The 17,613-nt window shown below is 71.5% G+C and carries 17 protein-coding genes and 1 pseudogene; 4 read left to right on the forward strand and 14 right to left on the reverse strand.

The window, feature by feature from the left end:
- Positions 1–123: 123 nt before the first annotated feature.
- Together DKT69_RS04195 and DKT69_RS04200 are read right to left on the reverse strand one after the other, a co-directional pair.
- Complete coding sequence (locus tag DKT69_RS04195) at positions 124–840, reverse strand: SHOCT domain-containing protein (protein ID WP_201749479.1); 717 nt, start codon at positions 838–840, stop codon at positions 124–126.
- Positions 841–1,099: 259 nt separating this feature from the next.
- Entirely contained in the window at positions 1,100–1,786 is a 687-nt protein-coding gene (locus tag DKT69_RS04200) for a VOC family protein (RefSeq protein WP_109800280.1), read from the reverse strand.
- A gap of 97 nt (positions 1,787–1,883) precedes the next feature.
- Between DKT69_RS04200 and DKT69_RS04205 the strand changes: the two genes are divergently transcribed.
- Together DKT69_RS04205 and DKT69_RS04210 are read left to right on the forward strand one after the other, a co-directional pair.
- Positions 1,884–2,840 carry a hypothetical protein gene (locus DKT69_RS04205; protein ID WP_109800281.1) on the forward strand — a complete coding sequence of 319 codons (957 nt, stop codon included), beginning with the start codon at positions 1,884–1,886 and terminating at the stop codon, positions 2,838–2,840.
- A gap of 99 nt (positions 2,841–2,939) precedes the next feature.
- A complete protein-coding gene (locus DKT69_RS04210) occupies positions 2,940–3,413 on the forward strand; it encodes a hypothetical protein (protein WP_109800282.1) in 474 nt (157 codons plus the stop codon).
- A gap of 123 nt (positions 3,414–3,536) precedes the next feature.
- On the opposite strand, the gene DKT69_RS04215 is transcribed toward DKT69_RS04210, so the two are convergent.
- On the reverse strand, positions 3,537–5,330 hold the full coding sequence (locus DKT69_RS04215) for an ABC transporter ATP-binding protein (protein WP_109800283.1): 1,794 nt from the start codon (positions 5,328–5,330) through the stop codon (positions 3,537–3,539).
- Positions 5,331–5,412: 82 nt separating this feature from the next.
- On the opposite strand from DKT69_RS04215, the gene DKT69_RS04220 reads away from it, so the two are divergent.
- Positions 5,413–5,829 carry a MarR family winged helix-turn-helix transcriptional regulator gene (locus DKT69_RS04220; protein ID WP_109800284.1) on the forward strand — a complete coding sequence of 139 codons (417 nt, stop codon included), beginning with the start codon at positions 5,413–5,415 and terminating at the stop codon, positions 5,827–5,829.
- Positions 5,830–5,865: 36 nt separating this feature from the next.
- Here the strand turns inward: DKT69_RS04220 and DKT69_RS04225 are convergent, their stop codons facing one another.
- The 9 genes from DKT69_RS04225 to DKT69_RS04265 form a co-directional block, all read right to left on the reverse strand.
- Positions 5,866–6,522, reverse strand: a complete 657-nt coding sequence (locus tag DKT69_RS04225; protein WP_109800285.1) for a GNAT family N-acetyltransferase — start codon at positions 6,520–6,522, stop codon at positions 5,866–5,868.
- Between the two features lie 126 nt (positions 6,523–6,648).
- Positions 6,649–7,320, reverse strand: coding sequence for a DUF559 domain-containing protein (locus tag DKT69_RS04230; protein WP_236647327.1), 672 nt, complete (start codon positions 7,318–7,320; stop codon positions 6,649–6,651).
- 279 nt (positions 7,321–7,599) lie between these two features.
- Positions 7,600–8,226 carry a TetR/AcrR family transcriptional regulator gene (locus tag DKT69_RS04235; protein ID WP_109800286.1) on the reverse strand — a complete coding sequence of 209 codons (627 nt, stop codon included), beginning with the start codon at positions 8,224–8,226 and terminating at the stop codon, positions 7,600–7,602.
- A 173-nt stretch (positions 8,227–8,399) separates the two neighbouring features.
- Positions 8,400–9,671, reverse strand: coding sequence for an ABC transporter substrate-binding protein (locus tag DKT69_RS04240; protein WP_109800287.1), 1,272 nt, complete (start codon positions 9,669–9,671; stop codon positions 8,400–8,402).
- 51 nt (positions 9,672–9,722) lie between these two features.
- Positions 9,723–10,865: a branched-chain amino acid ABC transporter permease gene (locus tag DKT69_RS04245; RefSeq protein ID WP_109800288.1), complete on the reverse strand. Its 1,143-nt coding sequence runs from the start codon at positions 10,863–10,865 to the stop codon at positions 9,723–9,725.
- Positions 10,862–11,740, reverse strand: a complete 879-nt coding sequence (locus DKT69_RS04250) for a branched-chain amino acid ABC transporter permease (protein ID WP_109800289.1) — start codon at positions 11,738–11,740, stop codon at positions 10,862–10,864. The genes DKT69_RS04245 and DKT69_RS04250 overlap by 4 nt, the downstream gene beginning before the upstream one ends.
- Before the next feature lie 28 nt (positions 11,741–11,768).
- Positions 11,769–12,485: an ABC transporter ATP-binding protein gene (locus DKT69_RS04255; protein WP_109800290.1), complete on the reverse strand. Its 717-nt coding sequence runs from the start codon at positions 12,483–12,485 to the stop codon at positions 11,769–11,771.
- A complete protein-coding gene (locus DKT69_RS04260; RefSeq protein ID WP_109800291.1) occupies positions 12,482–13,300 on the reverse strand; it encodes an ABC transporter ATP-binding protein in 819 nt (272 codons plus the stop codon). Before DKT69_RS04260 ends, DKT69_RS04255 begins: the two co-directional genes overlap by 4 nt.
- A 366-nt stretch (positions 13,301–13,666) precedes the next feature.
- On the reverse strand, positions 13,667–14,434 hold the full coding sequence (locus tag DKT69_RS04265) for a class I SAM-dependent DNA methyltransferase (RefSeq protein WP_109800292.1): 768 nt from the start codon (positions 14,432–14,434) through the stop codon (positions 13,667–13,669).
- A gap of 308 nt (positions 14,435–14,742) precedes the next feature.
- Here DKT69_RS04265 and DKT69_RS04270 point away from each other — a divergent pair, with 308 nt between their 5' ends.
- Positions 14,743–16,038: an MFS transporter gene (locus tag DKT69_RS04270; RefSeq protein WP_109800293.1), complete on the forward strand. Its 1,296-nt coding sequence runs from the start codon at positions 14,743–14,745 to the stop codon at positions 16,036–16,038.
- Between the two features lie 178 nt (positions 16,039–16,216).
- Here the strand turns inward: DKT69_RS04270 and DKT69_RS40550 are convergent, their stop codons facing one another.
- Positions 16,217–16,966: a reverse transcriptase domain-containing protein gene (locus tag DKT69_RS40550; protein WP_201749480.1), complete on the reverse strand. Its 750-nt coding sequence runs from the start codon at positions 16,964–16,966 to the stop codon at positions 16,217–16,219.
- A 70-nt stretch (positions 16,967–17,036) separates the two neighbouring features.
- Positions 17,037–17,468, reverse strand: a pseudogene (locus DKT69_RS40965) (RNA-dependent RNA polymerase family protein); the annotation flags it as partial.
- Between the last annotated feature and the right edge of the window lie 145 nt (positions 17,469–17,613).

Consider the following 17,613-nt stretch of genomic DNA (forward strand, 5'->3'; position numbering starts at 1 on the left):
CCCGACCTGCGTCAAGCCCTCGCCGCCATCGACCACCACGTCGACGACTACATCGCCCGCGCACGACTCAAAACCGCAGCCTGAAAACCTGACTCAGTTGTTCAGATTCTCGAACCCAAGGATCTAGAGCCGCGACAGGATCTCCGCCTTCTTCGCCGCGAACTCTTCCTCCGTGAGGATTCCCGCGTCCCGAAGCTCGCCCAACTGCCGAAGCTGCGCGATCGGATCGACCTGCGGCGGCGCGGACGGGACGGCTGGGGCCGCCGGCGGCTGCGGCACCATAGCGGGCGCGCCGGAGTAGTGCCGGGTGTTCATCCGCTCCTGCTGGGCCAACCTGGCCGCGTGGGCCGTCTCGTTGATGATCGACACCGCCTTGCGGGGCTCCGGGATGTCCTCCAGCACCACCAGCTCGAAGCCGTTCGAGCGCTGCACCTTCACCATCACGTTGCCGACGCCCCGGGCCTTCTGGGTGATCGACTGTCGCAGGTCCACGTCGACCACGTCGCCGATCGGCACCTGCTGCGCATTCGTCGAGAGGACGCCCCGCTCGAAGTAGAGCATCGTGGCCGTCAACTTGTACCGGCCGGCACCGATACCGGTGATGGGTTGACCGGTGGCGGCCCACAGCACGCCCGGCTCGACGGCCGGCGCCACCTGCGGCCGGGGCGGCGGGGCTGCCGTCGGCGGCAACGACTGGGTGCCGGTCACGGGCGGCAACTCGAGGGTCGCTGGGCGCGGCTCGGGCGCGATGACATCGGTGGTGCTCCGCACCGCCGGAAGGTTCATCGGGGCCTGCGGGGCGGCGTCGTCGACGTAGAGTTGCCACCCGACCGGGGGCACGGGCCACGTTGGATCCGGCTGCCATCCCGCTGGCGGGAGCCAACCTTCAGGTGCCGCCGGCCAGCCCGGTGGAGTGTTGAACCGCAACGCCATGATGCTGTGCCTAACTGTGTCGCTGATCAGAAGCGACAGCAGCCTAGCCGCGCCTCACGGCCGACGGGTTCCGCCGAATGACCTGACTCGACCGTCCGATGCTGCCGCGAATTCCCGCCCCCGGAGCCGATCCTCACCCAGGCCGTGGCTAGCGAGAGGCCGAAGGTCAGCCCTGCGCGGCCCGGTCCGGGTGTGCCTGGTGGAGCTGGAGGAACGGGCCCAGACCCATCCCGTCCTCGGTGGCCAGGAACGCGCCCCGGGCGTTGAGCAGGGCCTCGTCGGCGTGTGCCAAGCAGCCCCACACCGTGTCGCCCCACGAGTCGGCGAGCTTGACCTCGGCCGGCTCCGGGCACGCCTCGCCGCGCGGGCCGCCGATCTGGCAGTGGGCCGGCGCGCCGCCCCGGCGGCTGACCGCCTCGGCGGCCTCGCGGATCAGCGAGAAGCGCGCCTCGCCGCCGGGCTGCTCCACCCGGGCCTGCTCGGGGACGACCCGACGCTGCCCGAACACCACCACGTTGCCGTCCGGGTCGGCGGTCCGGCACTCCCCGCCCGGGGCGTGCTCCGGATAACCGGCACGCTCGACGGGATGTCCGGCGTCGGTCAGCCGCTGGAGCGTCGCGGCGAGGTCGCCGACGTAGAGGTAGATCAGCAGGGGCAGTTCGACGGTGACCAGGCGCGGCTGCACCGCCGCCAGCAGCATGGTCAGTTCCCCGCACTGCAGGTACGACCAGCGGGACTCGCCCTCACCGCCGGAGCGCTGCTCCGAGTAGCCGAAGGCCTCGTAGAACCGCCGCGCGGCGTCGGCGTCCGCGACATACAGCACCGGCACCTGAGCCTGCACTCCGTCATGCACCGCGCCACTCTACCCACGATGCACCTGCGACTCACGTTTTGGAGATCGCATTTTCGGGAGATCGTCGGGTCACCCGGGTCCGCTAGCCTGACCAGCCATGACGATGATCCACCCGGTGCACACCCGCCTCGTCGACGGGCGGCTGCTCGCGTACGACCTCTCCCGACCGCCGGCCGCGACGGGCCCGCTCAGCCCGGACGCTGTCTTCGACCTCAGTGGCGAAGACGGCCGGATCGAGGGGCGGGCGGTGACCCGCGACCTGGGCCGGACGGTGTACGCGACGACAGACTCTGTGCGGTGCGTGGACCGGGACGGCCATGAGTTCTGGCGGCTGGAGTTCGGGCCGCGCCCGGAACAGGGACTCGTCAACGCCCGGGTCTCGTGCGAGTTCTCGGTCGATGAGCGGCTCGTGTGGATCTACCGGCCGGACGGGATGGCCATGCGCGGCAACGGGCTCGACCGGTGGCTGGTGGTCGACACGATGACGGGCGAGGTCCGGTCGGACGTCGAGTTGCAGAGCGTCGGCCACGGCGCGGAGCACTTCCCCGAGCCGGACGGTGTGCACATGCTGCTCGACGTCGGCGAGGGGCAGGACGGCTCGCGGGTGTTCCGGGGCCGGCTCACCGGGACCGGCATCGAGCTGACCGACTACCCGTGGGAGGACCGGGTCGTGGTCGACCTTGCCCCGGACGGTCGGCACGTGATGACCGTGCACCACGAGCAGGAGGACGTCGCCTTCCACACCTGGCCGGACGGCGCGGAGGTGGTCCGGATCCCGTTGGCGGCCTTCGGCCACGAGTGGGCCGACGCCATGGTCGAGTGGGCCGGCGGCTATCTCGACCCGGACACCGCCGTCGTCACGGTCGTCGGCGAGATCGAGGAGACCGAGGAGGAGTGGCACCGACACCACCTGGTGGACGTCCGCACCGGCGAGATCCGGGGCGTGCTCGACGCGCCGACCCGCACCTCGTACGACCTGGAACCGCTCGGCGACGGCAGCTTCCTGCGTACCGATGACGAGGGCCGGCCCTGGCGCCACCGGCACGGTGGCTGACCCGGCCGCGCCTGGCCGCCGTCCGATGTTCGCCGGGCCTTCGGCCGTCGGGCGTCCCGGCGCCCCCACGGGACCACCCAGCACCCGTACGATCCCGCCATGGTCTTCATCGACCGGCGTGAAAGCGAAGACTGGATGCCGCCGCAGCGGTCCGACTGCTCGTGCCCCGAGCACGACGACGAGCTGACCGGCCTGGCGTTGCCGGTCACCGAACGCGGCATGGAGCCGCTGACGGTCCGGGACCTCGTCGAGGCGAGTGCGCTAGGCGTCACGCCAGCGCAGTCGCGCGACCGGTGGCTGGAGATCTACGACGAGACCGACAGCGGCCCGGACCTGATCGGCCCGTTCCACTGGGGGCTGCGGCTCGGCGACGAGGCCCGGCTGTGCTACGACGACGACGCCGCGCGATCACTGGACCAGGCGCTCCTGGATCGGCCGGGCGTCGAGCGGGTCGAGTGGATGGAGCGCGAGGAGTTCCTGGTCGGCGCGCCCGGCCTCTGCGCGAGCGGCCTGCTGGCCGCGATGGCGCGAGCCCTGGCGGACCCGCGCGTGCGCGCCGCAGCCGGCCGGTAGCCCGCGGACGGCCCGGCCCGGCGGCCGGATCGGCGCGGGGTCGGGGCGTGCGCGGTCACGAGGAACGGGACCGGCTCGGGACCTGCCCTATCACGAGGGACGGCCCCGTCGGGCCGTGGCTGGTCACGCGGCGAGCGCCGCGTACCGGCCGGCCCGGTCGAGCAGGCTCTGGTGGGTGCCGGCCTCGACGATCCGGCCGTGGTCGATCACCGCGATCTGGTCGGCGTCCCGCACGGTGGAGAGCCGGTGCGCGATGGTGACCACGGTGCGGCCCTCCGACAGCGCGTCGAAGGCCCGTTGCACGGCGCGTTCGGTCTCGGTGTCCAGCGCGCTGGTCGCCTCGTCCAGCACCAGGATGCGGGGGTCGCGCAGCAGCGTACGGGCGATGGCCAGGCGCTGCTTCTCGCCACCGGAGAAGCGGTGGCCGCGGGAGCCGACGACCGTGTCGTACCCGTCGGGGAGGCCGGCGATGAGGTCGTGGATCTGCGCGGCGTGGGCCGCGGCCTCGATCTCGGCGTCGGTGGCGTCCGGCCGGGCGTACCGCAGGTTCTCCCGCACGGTGGTGTGCAGCAGGTAGGTCTCCTGGCTGACCACGCCCACGACGGCGGCCAGGTCGGCCAGGCGCAGGTCGCGCAGGTCGACGCCGTCGATGGTGACCCGGCCGGCGGCCGGGTCGTGGAACCGGGTGATCAGCGCGGCGAGGGTGCTCTTGCCGGAGCCGGTCTCGCCCACCAGCGCGAGGCTGGTGCCGGCCGGGACGTCCAGGCTGACGCCGGCGACGGCGGCGGTGTCGCTGCCCGGGTAGCTGAAGGTGACGTCGGTGAAGCGCAGGTGCCCGCGGACCCGGGCCGGGTCGATCTCGACCGGGCGGGCCGGGTCGTCCACCTCGACGGGCAGGTCCAGGTATTCGAAGATCCGGGCGAACAGCGCCAGCGAGGCGGTCAGCGAGACGCCGACGTTGAGCAGCCCCATCAGCGGCCGGAAGAGTCCGCCCTGGAGGGCGGTGAAGGCGACCAGGGTGCCGATGCTCAGCGTGCCGGCGGTCGCCGGGAGGCCGGCGCTGAGGTAGATGACCGCCGGGATGGCGGCGAAGATGACGGTCATCGCGGCCATCCGCCACCGGCCGGCCAGCTCGGAGCGGAGCTCGAGGTCGACCAGCCGGGCCGAGGAGGCGTTGAACCGCTCGACCAGTTTGGGCCCGGCGCCGAGGGTCTTGCTCAGCTGCACGCCGCTGATCGACAGCCCCTCCTCGATGGTGACGTTGAGGTCGGCGAGTTCCCGCTGCCGCTGCGCGGTGATCTCGCGGCGCATCCGGGCCACCCGCCGGGTCAGCCAGATCGCCGGGGGCAGCACGACCAGCGACACCAGGGACAGCCGCCAGCTCAGCGCCACCATGGCGACGGCGGTGGCGACCACGGTGGTCAGGTTGGCCGCGATGGAGGTGGCGGTGGAGGTGACGACGGTCTGCATGCCGCCGATGTCGTTGGTGATCCGGGACTGCACCTCGCCGGTGCGGGTGCGGGTGAAGAACGCGATCGACTGCCGGTGCAGGTGGGCGAAGACGTCGGTGCGCAGCCGGTGCATGACCTGCTGGCCAGCCCGGGTGGAGATCCAGGTCTGCACGACGCCGAGCACGGAGGTCACCGCCGCGACGGCGACCATGCCGAGGACCAGCCAGACCAGCAGGGTCAGGTCGCGCTCGGGCAGGGCCCGGTCGATCACGGTACGGAGCAGGAACGGCGACGCCATCGCGATGACGGACGACGCCACGATGATCGACACGACGACGGCCAGTTGGCCGCGGTGCGCGGCGAAGAGCCGGCCGACCCGGCGCAGCGACACCTGCCGGGCCTGCGCCTTCTCGGCAGCGCTGACGGTGCGTGGGCCGCCACCGCGGCCTTCTCGGGGTGCTTCCAACGGGTGCTCGCTTCCTGTTGGAGGTAATGCTGAGGTTACCTCATCGTGAGGTAGCAACAGGAAGTACTGCTACGGTATTCCCGTGACCGGGGACGACGAGGAGAGCCTGGCCGAGCTGTTCTGGGGGGTGGCCCGGCGGCTGCGCCACCAGTCCCGCCGCACCCTCGAACCGTGGGAGATCAACCCCGGTCACGCCCGCGCCCTGGCCGTGCTGATGCGGCACGGCGCGCTGCGGCTGAGCACGCTCGCCGAGCAGCTGCACATCGCGCCGCGCTCCACCACCGAGGTGGTCGACGGGCTCCAGGAGCGGGGCCTGGTCGAGCGGCGGCCCGACCCGGAGGACCGGCGCGCCACCCTGGTCGCGCTGACCGACGAGGGGACCCGGGTCGGTGCCGCCATCCGGGCCGCCCGGAACGCCGAGGCGGAACGCTTCTTCGGCGACCTCGACGAGGCCGACCGGGCCGACCTGGCCCGCATTCTCCGTACGCTGCGCGACTGACGCCCGCCGGTCAGGCAAGCGCCTGACGCCCGCCGGTCAGGGGAAGTGCAGGTGCAAACCGGGTGCCTGAAAGCTGGCGCAACGCCGTCGGGATCGCGGGTCGGAGCGCTGCCACCACAGCGCCTGCACCGCACGCCCGTCCGGCAGGACATGCCTCGGGTCACCGGCCACCTGGGCGAAGCCGGCCGACATCAGCCACCGCCGGCTCGCCACGTTGGCCGCCTCGCACCGCGCGACGAGATGGCACAGTCCGAGATGGCGGTGCGCGATGGCACAGACCAGCTCCAGCGCCTCCCGGCCGTAGCCCCTTCCACGGGCGTCGGCGACCACCGAACCGCCGACGTGCATCTGCCGCCCGGGCTGCACGTAGAGGCTGAAGCTGCCCACCAGCCGCCCGGTGCTCCGCTCCCGCGCCGTGAACGCCGCGGCCTCCCGGGTCCAGACCGGCACGTCGGGCGGGAGCCCGGCCAGGCCGGCGACGGCGGCCTCCTGGGAGACGCCCTGCCAGTAGCGCATCTCCTCGTCCTCCATCTCGGCGAAGTCGAGGAGGTCACGGACCCGGGCGACAGCGATCTCCAACCGGGCTGACCGGATCCGGTGCGTCGCACCCTTGCAGCTGAGGCCGGGCACACCGTGCCAGGCCAGCATGGTACGCAGGCCCGACAACCGCCCGCCGGGCAGCGACTCGATCATGACGCCGAGGGTAGGGCAGGAGCCCTGATCGGCACGATGCCCCTTCCTGGTCGACCTTTCAGCCGCCGCCCCCGGCCGCGCGACGGACGGCCGTTGGACGATCACCGCAGCCCTCCCTCAGCCCGGTCAGTGGCCAGGACGACGGCTGGCGAGGATCGCCAGGATCTCCCGGCGTACCTCGTCGGTCTCGTGCACCAACCGGCGGTGCGCGAACCGCACCACCAGGATGCCGAGCGTGGCCAGCGGCGCGTCCCGCCGCAGGTCGATCTCCCGCTGCCGGCGATCGCCGTGCGTGGTCGCGCCGTCGAGTGCGAAGTCGACGCGTTCGGGCTCGGCGTAGACGTCAAGGTAGATGCTGCGGCGCCGGGCCTGGATGCGTACCTGCCGCTGGAAGGCGGGCAGGTCGGGGCCGGTGAAGACGTGGTCGTGGCCCCAGATCTCCAGCGGGCTGCGGCAGCCGGCGGCGAGCCTCGGGAGCAGCGTCCGCAACTCGGCCCAACCGGTCAGCCTCGGCACGGTCGCGAGGGCCGCGTCGACCCGCTGGGGCGTGGTCAGCCGGTCGTTGACCGCCCGGATCAGGGGAGCCGGGTGGTCGAGTGGTGGCAGCGCCGGCCACGCGTCGACCAGCGCGCTTTCCAGCCGTACGACCGGGAGTTCGCGGCGGGTGACGACGTGCGGCGGTTCCACCGTGAAGCCTCGGCGGTGGTGCACCACGAGATGGGGCCGGGTGCGCAGGCCGGAGTCGGCCGGCACGTCCAGGTGCACCGGCTCGCCCGGGGTTGCCCGCGCAGACCCCACGCGTCGAGGGCGGTGAGGCTGCTCAACGCACCCCGCCCGTCCGCGTGAGCGAGCACGGCGCGCTGCGCCACTTCGGGACTCAGCCGGGCGAGGAGGGGAAGGCCGGCGTCCGGCCCGGGCGGGACCAGGCGGGTGTCCACGTAGACCTGCGGCAGCACCCGGAGCAACCGGCCGGCGTGGCAGGCGGCCCGCAGCGTCGACTCCGGCACGACCTGGCCGGCCAGCGCCCGGGTCACCAGCCCGCCACCGCGGTCCACCAACGAGGCGGGGTGGGGTGGGTTAGCGGAGGGCGGCGGCGATGGCGTCGACGAGGAGGGCACCGACGGTCTGCGCCAGGATGGCCCGGGCCGCCTCGACGTCCAGCCCCATCGCGTCGCGCATCATCGACCAGGCCGCCCAGGTGCTCGCCACCGTCAGGGCGTCGAGCAGCTGCTCGTGCCCCTCCCCCGCCTGCGCCAGTTCCGGGCCGAACGCGAGCTCGATCTCGCGGCGCATCCGGGCGATGGCTTCCTCGCGGTTGCGCCGCAACTGGGGTGAGAAGGGCTCGCGCAGCGCGGAGGCACGGGCCGAGGGCGCCAGCGCCTCGACCATCTGGACCCGCTGGGCGCAGAACTCCGCGATCCGCCGGCTGAGGGGCCACTCCGGCGGGATCGGGCGGAACAGCGACTCCTGCCGCTCGCTGACCCGCTGCCCGGTCGCGGCGTACAGGGTCTCCATGTCCTTGAAGTTGGTCCACAGGGTGCGCAGCGACACCCCCGCGCGTTCGGCGATGCGCTCCCCGGTGGGCTTGAGGTCTCCCTCGTCGATCAGCGCCAGGTGCGCCTCGACGATGGCGCCGCGGGTGCGCTCGCCCCGCGCCGCCCGCCCGTCCACCCGTGCCGGCGCGTCGGCGTCCACCTCGATCATCTGACGGTCCCCTGTCCGGACGGGCGGCGGCGCCGAAGGAAGTTGCACCGCAAGCGTAACGACGCCCGACAGGTGCTCGGAGGCCGCCGCGACTCACCGGGGCCGGGCCGCCACGACGCCGTGGCGGCCCGGTCCCGACTGGCCTGCCGGCCGGTGACCGGCGGTCGCGCCGGTCAGGTCGTCGGGATGGCGTCCGCCGGCGGCGCGGTCGGCGCCTCGGTGAACTCCTTGACCTCGCCGTCACCGTCGTCGGTGGTCCAGGTCGGGCCGAAGTAGCTCTGTACGCCGCCCGTGACCTTGTTCATCCGCACGCCGCTGTAGCCGGCGTGCACGTCCTGGCTGTACCGGAACGGGGTGAGGCCCGGCCCCTTGAAACCGCCCTTGTGCACCGCGTCGACCAGCTTTTCCCGGGTGAGGTCCTTGCCGGCCGCCAGCAGCGCCTGCACGAAGGTGTACGCCATCGAGTAGCCGTAGACGGCGTTGCCGTCGATCGGGTTGGCTGCGTTGTACTGCTGGTGGATCTTCGTGAACGCCTGGATCCACGGGTTGCTCGCGTCGCCCGCCATCGGCAGGTAGTTGTCGGCGAGCATGCCCTCCAGGATGACCTTCTTGTCGCCGAGCTGCTTGGACAGCGTGGTGTAGTCCGCGCCGACGTTGGACACCACCCACTGCGCCTTGAACCCCTGGCCGGCGGCCTGGCCCATGGCCAGCGCGGTGAACCCGGGGATGCTCGCCGAGATGACCACCTGGCAACCGGCCGCCTTCAGCGCCCCGATCGCCGGGCCGACCTGCGGGTTGGTGGGGGTGTAGGTCTGCTTCGCCGCCACCGGTCCGAGGATCTTCTCGACGCCGACGAGGGAGTCGCGGCCGAAGTCGTCGTTCTGCCCGAAGTGGCACACCTTCTGACCGGGGAACTGCTGCTTCACGTAGGTGGCCAGGATCTTGCCCTCGACGGTGTAGTCGGGCTGCCAGCCGAAGGTGGTGGGGTACTTGTCGGGCTGGTTCCAGTTCCGGCTGCCGGAGGAGACGAAGAGGTCGGGCACTTTCTGGGTCTTGACGAACTCCAGCACGTTGGTGTGGGTGGGGGTGCCGAGGCCGCCGAGGAGCGCGAAGACCTTGTCGTCGAGGACGAGCTTGCGGACGACGTTGTCGGTGTTCGCCGGGTTGTAGCCGTCGTCCATCACCTTGTAGACGATCTTCCGGCCGTTCACGCCACCCTTGCTGTTGACGTGGTCGAAGTACGCCTTGGTGGCGGCGGAGATCTTGGAGTAGCCGGCCGCGGCCGGACCGGTGAGCGGCTGGTGGGTGCCGATCACCACCTCGGTGTCGGTGACGCCCGGGACGTTCTCGGCCGCCTGCTGCTCGTCGTTGGCGCAGGCCGACGAGCCGATCAGCAGCGCGAGGCCGGCGGTGGCCGCGAGTACGCGGTGTGCGGTGGGATACATGGTTCTCCATTCCGGTGCGACGGGGTGCGAACGGGGGTGGAACCCGGTGGCTCAGCGGCGGGCGGTCCGGCGGCTTGGCCGCAGACGCGCGGTGAGGGTGCGGGCGGCACCCTGGAGGCCGCCCGGGGCCACGAGCATGACGACGATGAGGATCAGTCCGAACACGGCGAGGGCCAGGTTGCCCTCCAGCCGCTGGGCCAGGCCCGACGGCAGGGTGAAGGTCTCGGTGATGAGGCTCGGCAGGTCCTGCAGCGCCACCAGCAGGACCGCGCCCCAGACCGCGCCGGCGAGGCTGCCCAGGCCGCCGATCACGATCGCCATCAGCAGGAACAGCGACAGGTCCAGCGAGAACTTGCCCGGGGCGACGGTGGCGGTGAGCACCGCGTACACGCCGCCGCCGAGGCCGGCGCAGGCGGCGCTCACCACGAAGGCGAGCACCTGGTTGCGGGCGACGTGGATGCCGGCCAGCCGGGCGGCCACCTCGTCGTCGCGGACGGCGCGCAGCGACCGGCCGAACCGGCTGCGTACCAGGTTCGCCATCAGCAGCATCGTCAGCAGGGCGGCGAGCAGCGCGACCCAGGCCAGCCAGCGCTCCGGCTGGAAGTACGCGCCGAGGAACGCCGGCGGCGTCTCCGTCGGGAAGCGCAGCCCCTGCTCGCCGTTGAACAGGTCGGTGAAGATCGTGGTGAGCGCCGGGACCAGGGTCGCGACGGCGAGGGTGACGCCGGCCAGGTACGGCCCGCGCAGCCGGGCGGCGGCCAGCCCGATGACCAGGCCCGCCACCGCGGTCACCGCGGCGGCGAGCAGCAGCGACAGGGGCAGGATCCACCGGCCCTGCACCGCCCGCTCCTCGAAACCCTGCTGCACCAGGGCGACCGTGTACGCCCCGGTCGCCATCAGCGCCCCGTGCCCGAGGGAGAGCTGGCCGTTGAGCCCGACCAGAACGGTGTAGCCGGCGGTGACGCAGAGGAACGCGCAGACCCGGGCGACCTGGAGATTCTGGTACGGCGCCAACTGGTTGGTCACCAGCACGACCGCCGTGCCGGCGAGCACGGCCAGAATCAGGTGGCGCAGCAACGTCGAACCGCGCGGTCCGGCGGCGCCGGGCGGGCCGGGCCACCACCGGCGCAGCGGTGACGGGGTGGCGGGCCGAGGCGCCACGGTGGAGACCTCGGGAGGCTGGGTCGCGGTCACACGTGCCTCGCTCTCACGCTGGAGAAGAGCCCCCCGGGGCGGACGAGCAGGACCGCCAGCAGCAGGACGAGGATGGCCAGCGGCGTGGTGTCGGGGCCGAGGTAGCCGGTGACGTACGACAGGATCAGGCCGACCAGCAGGCCGCCGACCACGGCGCCGGCCGGGCTGTCCAGGCCGCCGACCACCGCGGCGGTGAACGCGACGACGAAGACCAGGTCCATCGCGTGCGGGTGCAGCCCCAGCCCGGTGGGGACGACCAGCATGCCGGCGAGGGCGCCGACCGCGGCCGCGAGGGCCCAGCCCACGGTGAGCATCCGGCCGACGTTGACGCCGAGCAGCCGGGACACCTCCGGCGCGAAGGCGGACGACCGCATCCGCAGGCCGATAGGCGTCCGGGTGAACAGCAGCCCGAGCAGCACCACGACCGCCAGGACCGCGCCGAGGACCCACAGGTCGTACGGGGACATCGCGGCGATCCCGCCGAGGGACAGCGCGTCGGTGTCGAACGGCGCGGCCGCCGGCCGGTACTCGTTGCCGAAGACGATGCCGAGCACCGCCTGGATCAGCAGCACCAGGCCGAGGGCGACGATGACGTCGTTGAGCGGGTTGGCGTGGCCGACGAAGCGCATCAGCACCCGCTCGACCAGCGCGCCCAACGCGAGGCCGGCGAGGACGGCGGCGCCGAGGCCGAGCCAGTACGAGCCGGTGGCGGAGACGACGGCGTAGCCGACGTAGGCGGTCGCCACGGCCATCGCACCCTGCGCGAAGTTCACCAGACGGGCCGCCCGCCAGATGAGCACCAGGGCGAGGGCGAACGCCGCGTAGACGGCCCCGGTGGACAGCCCGTCGAAGGTGAGGAACAAGAACCGGTCCAAGCGCTGATCCTTCCTACGTGCCGGGCGGTCAGAACCCGAGGTACGCGTGGCGCAGCGTGGCGTCGTCGCGGAGCTGCGCCGCCGGGGTGGCCATCACCACCCGGCCGAGGGACATCACCACGCCCTGGTCGGCGACGGAGAGGGCGCTGCGGACGTTCTGCTCAACGAGCAGGACGGTCAGGCCGTCGTTGTCGCAGAGCCGGCGCAGCAGCGCCATGATCTGGGCCGCGACCCGGGGGGCGAGCCCGAGCGACGGCTCGTCGAGCAGCAGCAGTTTTGGGCGCGCGATCAGCGCCCGCCCGAGGGCGAGCATCTGCCGTTCCCCGCCGGAGAGCTGGTGGCCGGCGTGCCGGCGCCGCCGGGCCAGCGGCTCGAAGAGCTGGTACACCTCGTCCTGCGCCCGGCGGGCGTCGGCCCGGTCCCGGCGCCACAGGCCGCCGAGGCGCAGGTTCTCCTCGACGGTCAGCTCGGCGACGATGCCGCGTCCCTCGGGCACGTGCGCCAGGCCGCGCCGGACCAGGCGTTCGACCGGTACGCCGCGCAGGTCCGCGCCGTCGTAGCGGACCCGGCCGCCGGTGGGCCGGAGCAGGCCGGAGAGGGTGCGCAGCAGGGTGGTCTTCCCCGCGCCGTTGGCGCCGAGCACGGCGGCGATGGTGCCGGCGGGCACGTCGAGCGTGACTTCGCGCAGCACCGGCACCGGTCCGTAGCCGGAGCTGAGCGCCTCGACCTCCAGCAGGGCGCTCACGACGCGGCCCCCGGCGTCGTCTCGGCCGGCACGTCGGCGCCGAGGTACGCCTCGGTCACCAGCGGGTCGTCGCGCACCTGCTCGGGTGTCCCGGCGGCGATGACCTTGCCGAAGTCGAGCACCACGATCTCGTGGCAGACGGACATCACCAGGTCCATGTGGTGCTCGACCAGCATGATCGAACAGGCGGCGCCGGCCCGGCCGGGCAGCGCGGTGACGAGCTCGCCCAGCTCGGCGATGTCCTCGGCGCTCAGCCCGCCGGCCGGTTCGTCGAGCAGGAGCAGGCGGGGCCGGGCGATCAGGGCGCGGGCGAGGGCGACCCGTTTGCGGACGGCGTACGGCAGGGTGGCGGGGGCCGCCGCAGCGTGCTGCGCGACGCCCAGCTCGGCCAGCAGGTCGCGGGCCTCGTCGCGCAGCCGGCGTTCGTCGCGGTCGCTGCGGGGCAGGCCGAACAGGGCGGCGGCGAAGCCGGCCCGGGCGGCGTGGCTGGCGCCGGCCATCACGTTCTCGAGGACGCTGAGGCCCGGGAAGAGGCCGACGCCCTGGAGCGTGCGGGCGATGCCGAGCCGGGTGAGTCGGTGCGGGCGCGGCCGGAACGGCCGGCCGTCGAGGGTGAGCGAGCCGCTGGTCGGCGGGACGAACCCGCAGACGACGTTGAACAGGGTGGTCTTCCCGGCACCGTTGGGGCCGATGACGCCGACGATCCGGCCGGGTGGCACCCGCAGGGAGACGTCGTCGAGCGCGACCAGCCCGCCGAACCGCACGCCGACGTGGTGCAGGGCCAGGTCGATTCCGTCGGTGGGTGGAGGGCTCATCTTCACCTCTCGCAAAGACGCGGCGACGGGGGATGCGCTGGGCGACTCAGGCGAAGCGTGGGGCTGGTTATTACACCGGGAGTGTAACTTTCGAGCGGGGCTCGTCAATGGGTGCGTTACGACGCTGTGACGTCCGGGTGTCCTGGCAGGACGAGGCGTGAGCGCCAGTGGGTGGCGGTTCTCTTAAGCCGAATCCGTCCAGGACCGCGATCGCTGCGACGGTCGCATTCCAGAGCCGCTGGTCCTGGAGGTTACCGACGTCGGCCACGCCTGTCATCGTGTCGTAGCTTCGCCACCAGGAACGTCCGCACATGCCGTTGGCAGGGCAACCGAGACGACCGAATCCGCGGATGAGCGGACGTTCGCTCAGGCCTCGGCTAAGCCCTCATCAGAGGCGTCGAGTGGCTTGCGCCAGACCGACACGTGGCTCTCGCTGTCGGACGTGAAGGGCGCCCCGTCCCAGTCCGCCACACGCTGCTCCAGCGTCAAGCCGGCCAGCCGCGCCATGAGGTCGCACTCGGCGGGCCAGATGTAGCGGAAGTTGCTGTAGCCGTAGCGCGCACTCCCATCGTCCAGCCGCCGGTAGTGGTGAGAGGTCCCCTGCTGCGTGACCATGTCGTAGGTGTCGAAGCCGACGTGCTGGTCGGTCACCTCGAACGGCACCGCCGACTGCCCAGGGGGGAACCGCCGGATGCCCGGCACCCACAGCTCGACGACGAAGCGACCCCCCGGCGACAGGTGCCGGGCGGCGTTGCGGAAGCACTGCACCTGCTCGTCCTGGGTGCGCAGGTTGCCGATGCTGTTCCACACGACGTACACGAGCGAGAACTGGCCGGGGACGGTCGTCGTGGCCATGTCACCGATGACGACCGGCAAGTCCTCCGCGGGCACCTTGCGCCGCAGCCGGTCGGCCATCGGCTGCGACAGCTCGATCCCGGTCACGGAGATGCCTCGGGCGGCGAGCGGGATCGCCACCCGGCCCGTGCCGATCGCGAGCTCCAGCGCGGGGCCGGAACCCGCCAGCCGTGCGAGGAAGTCCACGGCGGGGTCGAGCACGTGGGGTGCAAACATCTCGGCCGAGATGTCGTCGTACCGCTCCGCGGTGTCCTCGTCCCACAGATCGCTGCTCGTCATGAGCACGAGCCTGCTCGCCTCCCTGCCCTCACGCCACCCATTTGTGAAGGGGCGGCGTGCTCATTCGCGAGGGCAGCCACCGCAACGGACCTGCACCGTCGCCTCTGCTGTCGAGAGAATGGCTCGATCAAACCGCACAAGAAGCGGATCATCACGGGTGTCCCTTGCACCACCCGTGCGTCAGTCACCGCCTGGTTCAACCTCCTGGGCACGGAGACCTCAGCCATGAGGACGTCCTGGGTGCCGAACAGCTCGGCGACGTGGAACTGCTCCGCTTTGATGGTTGTCCTGTTCCGGATGGAGGACTGATGCTGGCTCCGCTGCGGTATGGCGCGTTCCGATACCTGGCTGCTGGCCGGATGGTCAACATGCTGGGCAACGGTGTCGCTCCCATCGCGCTGGCCTTCGCCGTACTCGATCTGACCGGCTCGGTGCGCGACCTGGGCCTGGTGGTCGGCGCGAGATCGCTGATGACCGTGCTGTTCGTGCTCTTCGGCGGGCTGGTGGCCGACCGGATCCCGCGCCGGCTGGTGCTCGTCGGCTCCAATGTGCTGGGTGCGCTGACCCAGGCCGCGGTGGCCGCCCTGGTGCTCACCGGCGCGGCGACGATCCCGCTGTTGCTGGCGCTCGGTGCGGCCAACGGCATCGTGAGCGCGCTGGCTCAGCCAGCCTCGGCCGCCGCGACGCCGCAGACCGTGCCGCCGGAGCTGATCCAGCCGGCCAACGCGATCATCCGGCTCGGCATGAACGCGGGCATGATCGGCGGCGCTGCGCTCGGTGGCCTCCTGGTGGCCGCCGTCGGGCCCGGGTGGGGCCTCGCCGTCGACGCGCTCACCTTCGCTATCGCAGCTATCGCGTTCACCGGAGTCCGGGTCGCTGCCCCGCGGGCGAAGAGCACCCGCACGAGCATCGTCGTCGACCTCCGGGAGGGCTGGACCGAGTTCACCGCGCGGACCTGGGTCTGGGTGGTGGTGCTCGGCTTCATGATCCTCAACGCAGCCCTCGCCGGCGGCGTGAACGTGCTCGGCCCGGCCGTCGCGGACGAGACGATCGGCCGTAGCGCCTGGGGCGTGGTGTTGGCGGCGGAAACCGCCGGAATGGTCGTGGGCGGGTTGATCGCCATGCGGATCCGGGTGCGCCGGCTGCTGCTGCTCGGGGTGGCCTGCATGTTCGCCGAGTCGTTGCTGCTGTTGGGCCTGGCCCTGGCCCCCACCATGGTCGTGCTGTTGTCGGCCGGAGTGGCGGTCGGCGTCGCCGTCGAACAGTTCGCGGTGGCCTGGGACACGTCGATCGCGCAGCACATCGCGGCCGACCGACTGGCCCGCGTCTACTCCTACGACATGTTGGGGTCCTGGGTCGCCATCCCACTCGGCCAGCTGGCGGTCGGACCGCTCGCCACGGCGATCGGCACCCGCGACACGCTGCTGATCCTTGCCACGTTGGTGGTGCTCGCCGTCCTCGGCATGCTGGCCAGCCAGGAAGTCCGTCAGCTGCGGGCGACAGCCCCCGCCCGCGCTGCCGACGAAGCGCAGGGCGAGCCAGCCGACGGTGGACCGGGTGACAGCCCTGACCCGAAACCCACCGAACCAGCCGCCCGCGCCTGACCTGGCGGCGGGACTTTCTCGAGGCCAGCCGCACCGTCAGTTGGAAGAGCAGGATGAGCCGGCCGCCATGTTTCGCGGCTCACTCTTCTAAGGTCGGGTCGCCCGGGGGGATTTCACCCCCGGGCTCCCACAGAACCGTGCGTAACAGTCTCCCGTTACACGGCTCTTGTCATCCTGATCACCAGAAGCGCGGTGTCCATGCCCAGTGGGCGAAGAGCCTCGGGTACTGGCGGGTGATGCGCTGCCAGCACTGTTGGGCCTTCCTGAACGGCCGCAGTCGTTTGTACTTCTTGCGGATCCAGCGCACCAGGTAGGCGTTGATGCGTTCCAGGAGGGGCAACAGCGCGGAGCGGTAGTACGCCCCGTAGTACTGCAGCCAGCCGCGCACGATCGGGTTGATCTTCCGTGCGAGCTCGGCGAAGGTGTGGCCGATCCGCAGGTGGATCCGCCAGGCGCGGACTTGCCCGCTGATCTTCTTCAGGGCTTCCTTGCTGATCGCGGGCAGGAAGTTGGTGAAGTTCTTCCCCTTCCTGCTGCGCGCCTTGCGGGCTTGGAACGTGAACCCCAGGAAGGTGAACGACGTGTGCTCGTACGAGCCGCGCCGGTTGCCGTCCTTGCAATACACGATCTTGGTCTTGTCGGGGTGCAGACGCAGCCCGACCTCGTCCATCCTGTTCCCGAGTGCCGCCAGCACCTGGCGGGCCTGGCGTTCACTGACGCAGTGCACGACCGCGTCATCGGCATAGCGTTCGAACTGCACGTCCGGAAAAGTCCGGGCGAGCCAGGTGTCGAACGCGTAGTGCATGAACAGGTTCGCCAGCACGGGCGAGACCGCGGACCCCTGCGGGGTCCCTCGGTCCCGCTGCTGCAAGGTTCCGTCGGGCAGTTGCAGCGGCGCTTGGAGCCACCGCTTGACATACAACGTCACCCAGACGGCGTCGGTGAGCCTGGACAGCCTTGACGATGAGGTCCCACCGGACGCTGTCGAAGAACTTCTGAATGTCAAGATCGATCACCCAGTCTTTCTTCCAACACCGTTGCCGGCAACGCTGGACCGCATCCAGAGCCGACCGATTCGGCCGGTAACCGTAGGAATCCTCGTGGAATATTGGATCCACCCGGATCCCCAAGTGCCTGGCTACCACCGTCTGCGCGACCCGGTCGGCGACGGTGGGGACGCCGAGCATCCTCGTGCCGCCGCCGTGCTGTTTCGGAATCTCCACCGCTCGCACCGGAGGCGGAAAATACGTCCCCGACGACATCCGATTCCAGATCTTGTAAAGGTTGTCTTCCAGATCGGCCTCGAAGTCGGCGATGGACTGCCCGTCCACCCCCGGCGCACCCTGATTGCGCTTCACCTCACGAAACGCCTCCCAGACCTCCCACTTCGAAATCTCAAACGGCTTCGCTGGTGACTTCAGCTTGTCCATCGGCTCCTCCCGAAAAAAGTCCGGTTGACCAGACACACACAGCCACGGATGACCCGGCCCCTTCGCTCCACCCCCATTACAGGGGCTTCGGCACTACTACGAGCCGGTCCGCCAGCACGCCTCGCGACGGTACTCAACCCCTTGC

Source organism: Micromonospora sicca, from assembly GCF_003172935.1.
GTDB classification, from domain to species: domain Bacteria; phylum Actinomycetota; class Actinomycetes; order Mycobacteriales; family Micromonosporaceae; genus Micromonospora; species Micromonospora sicca.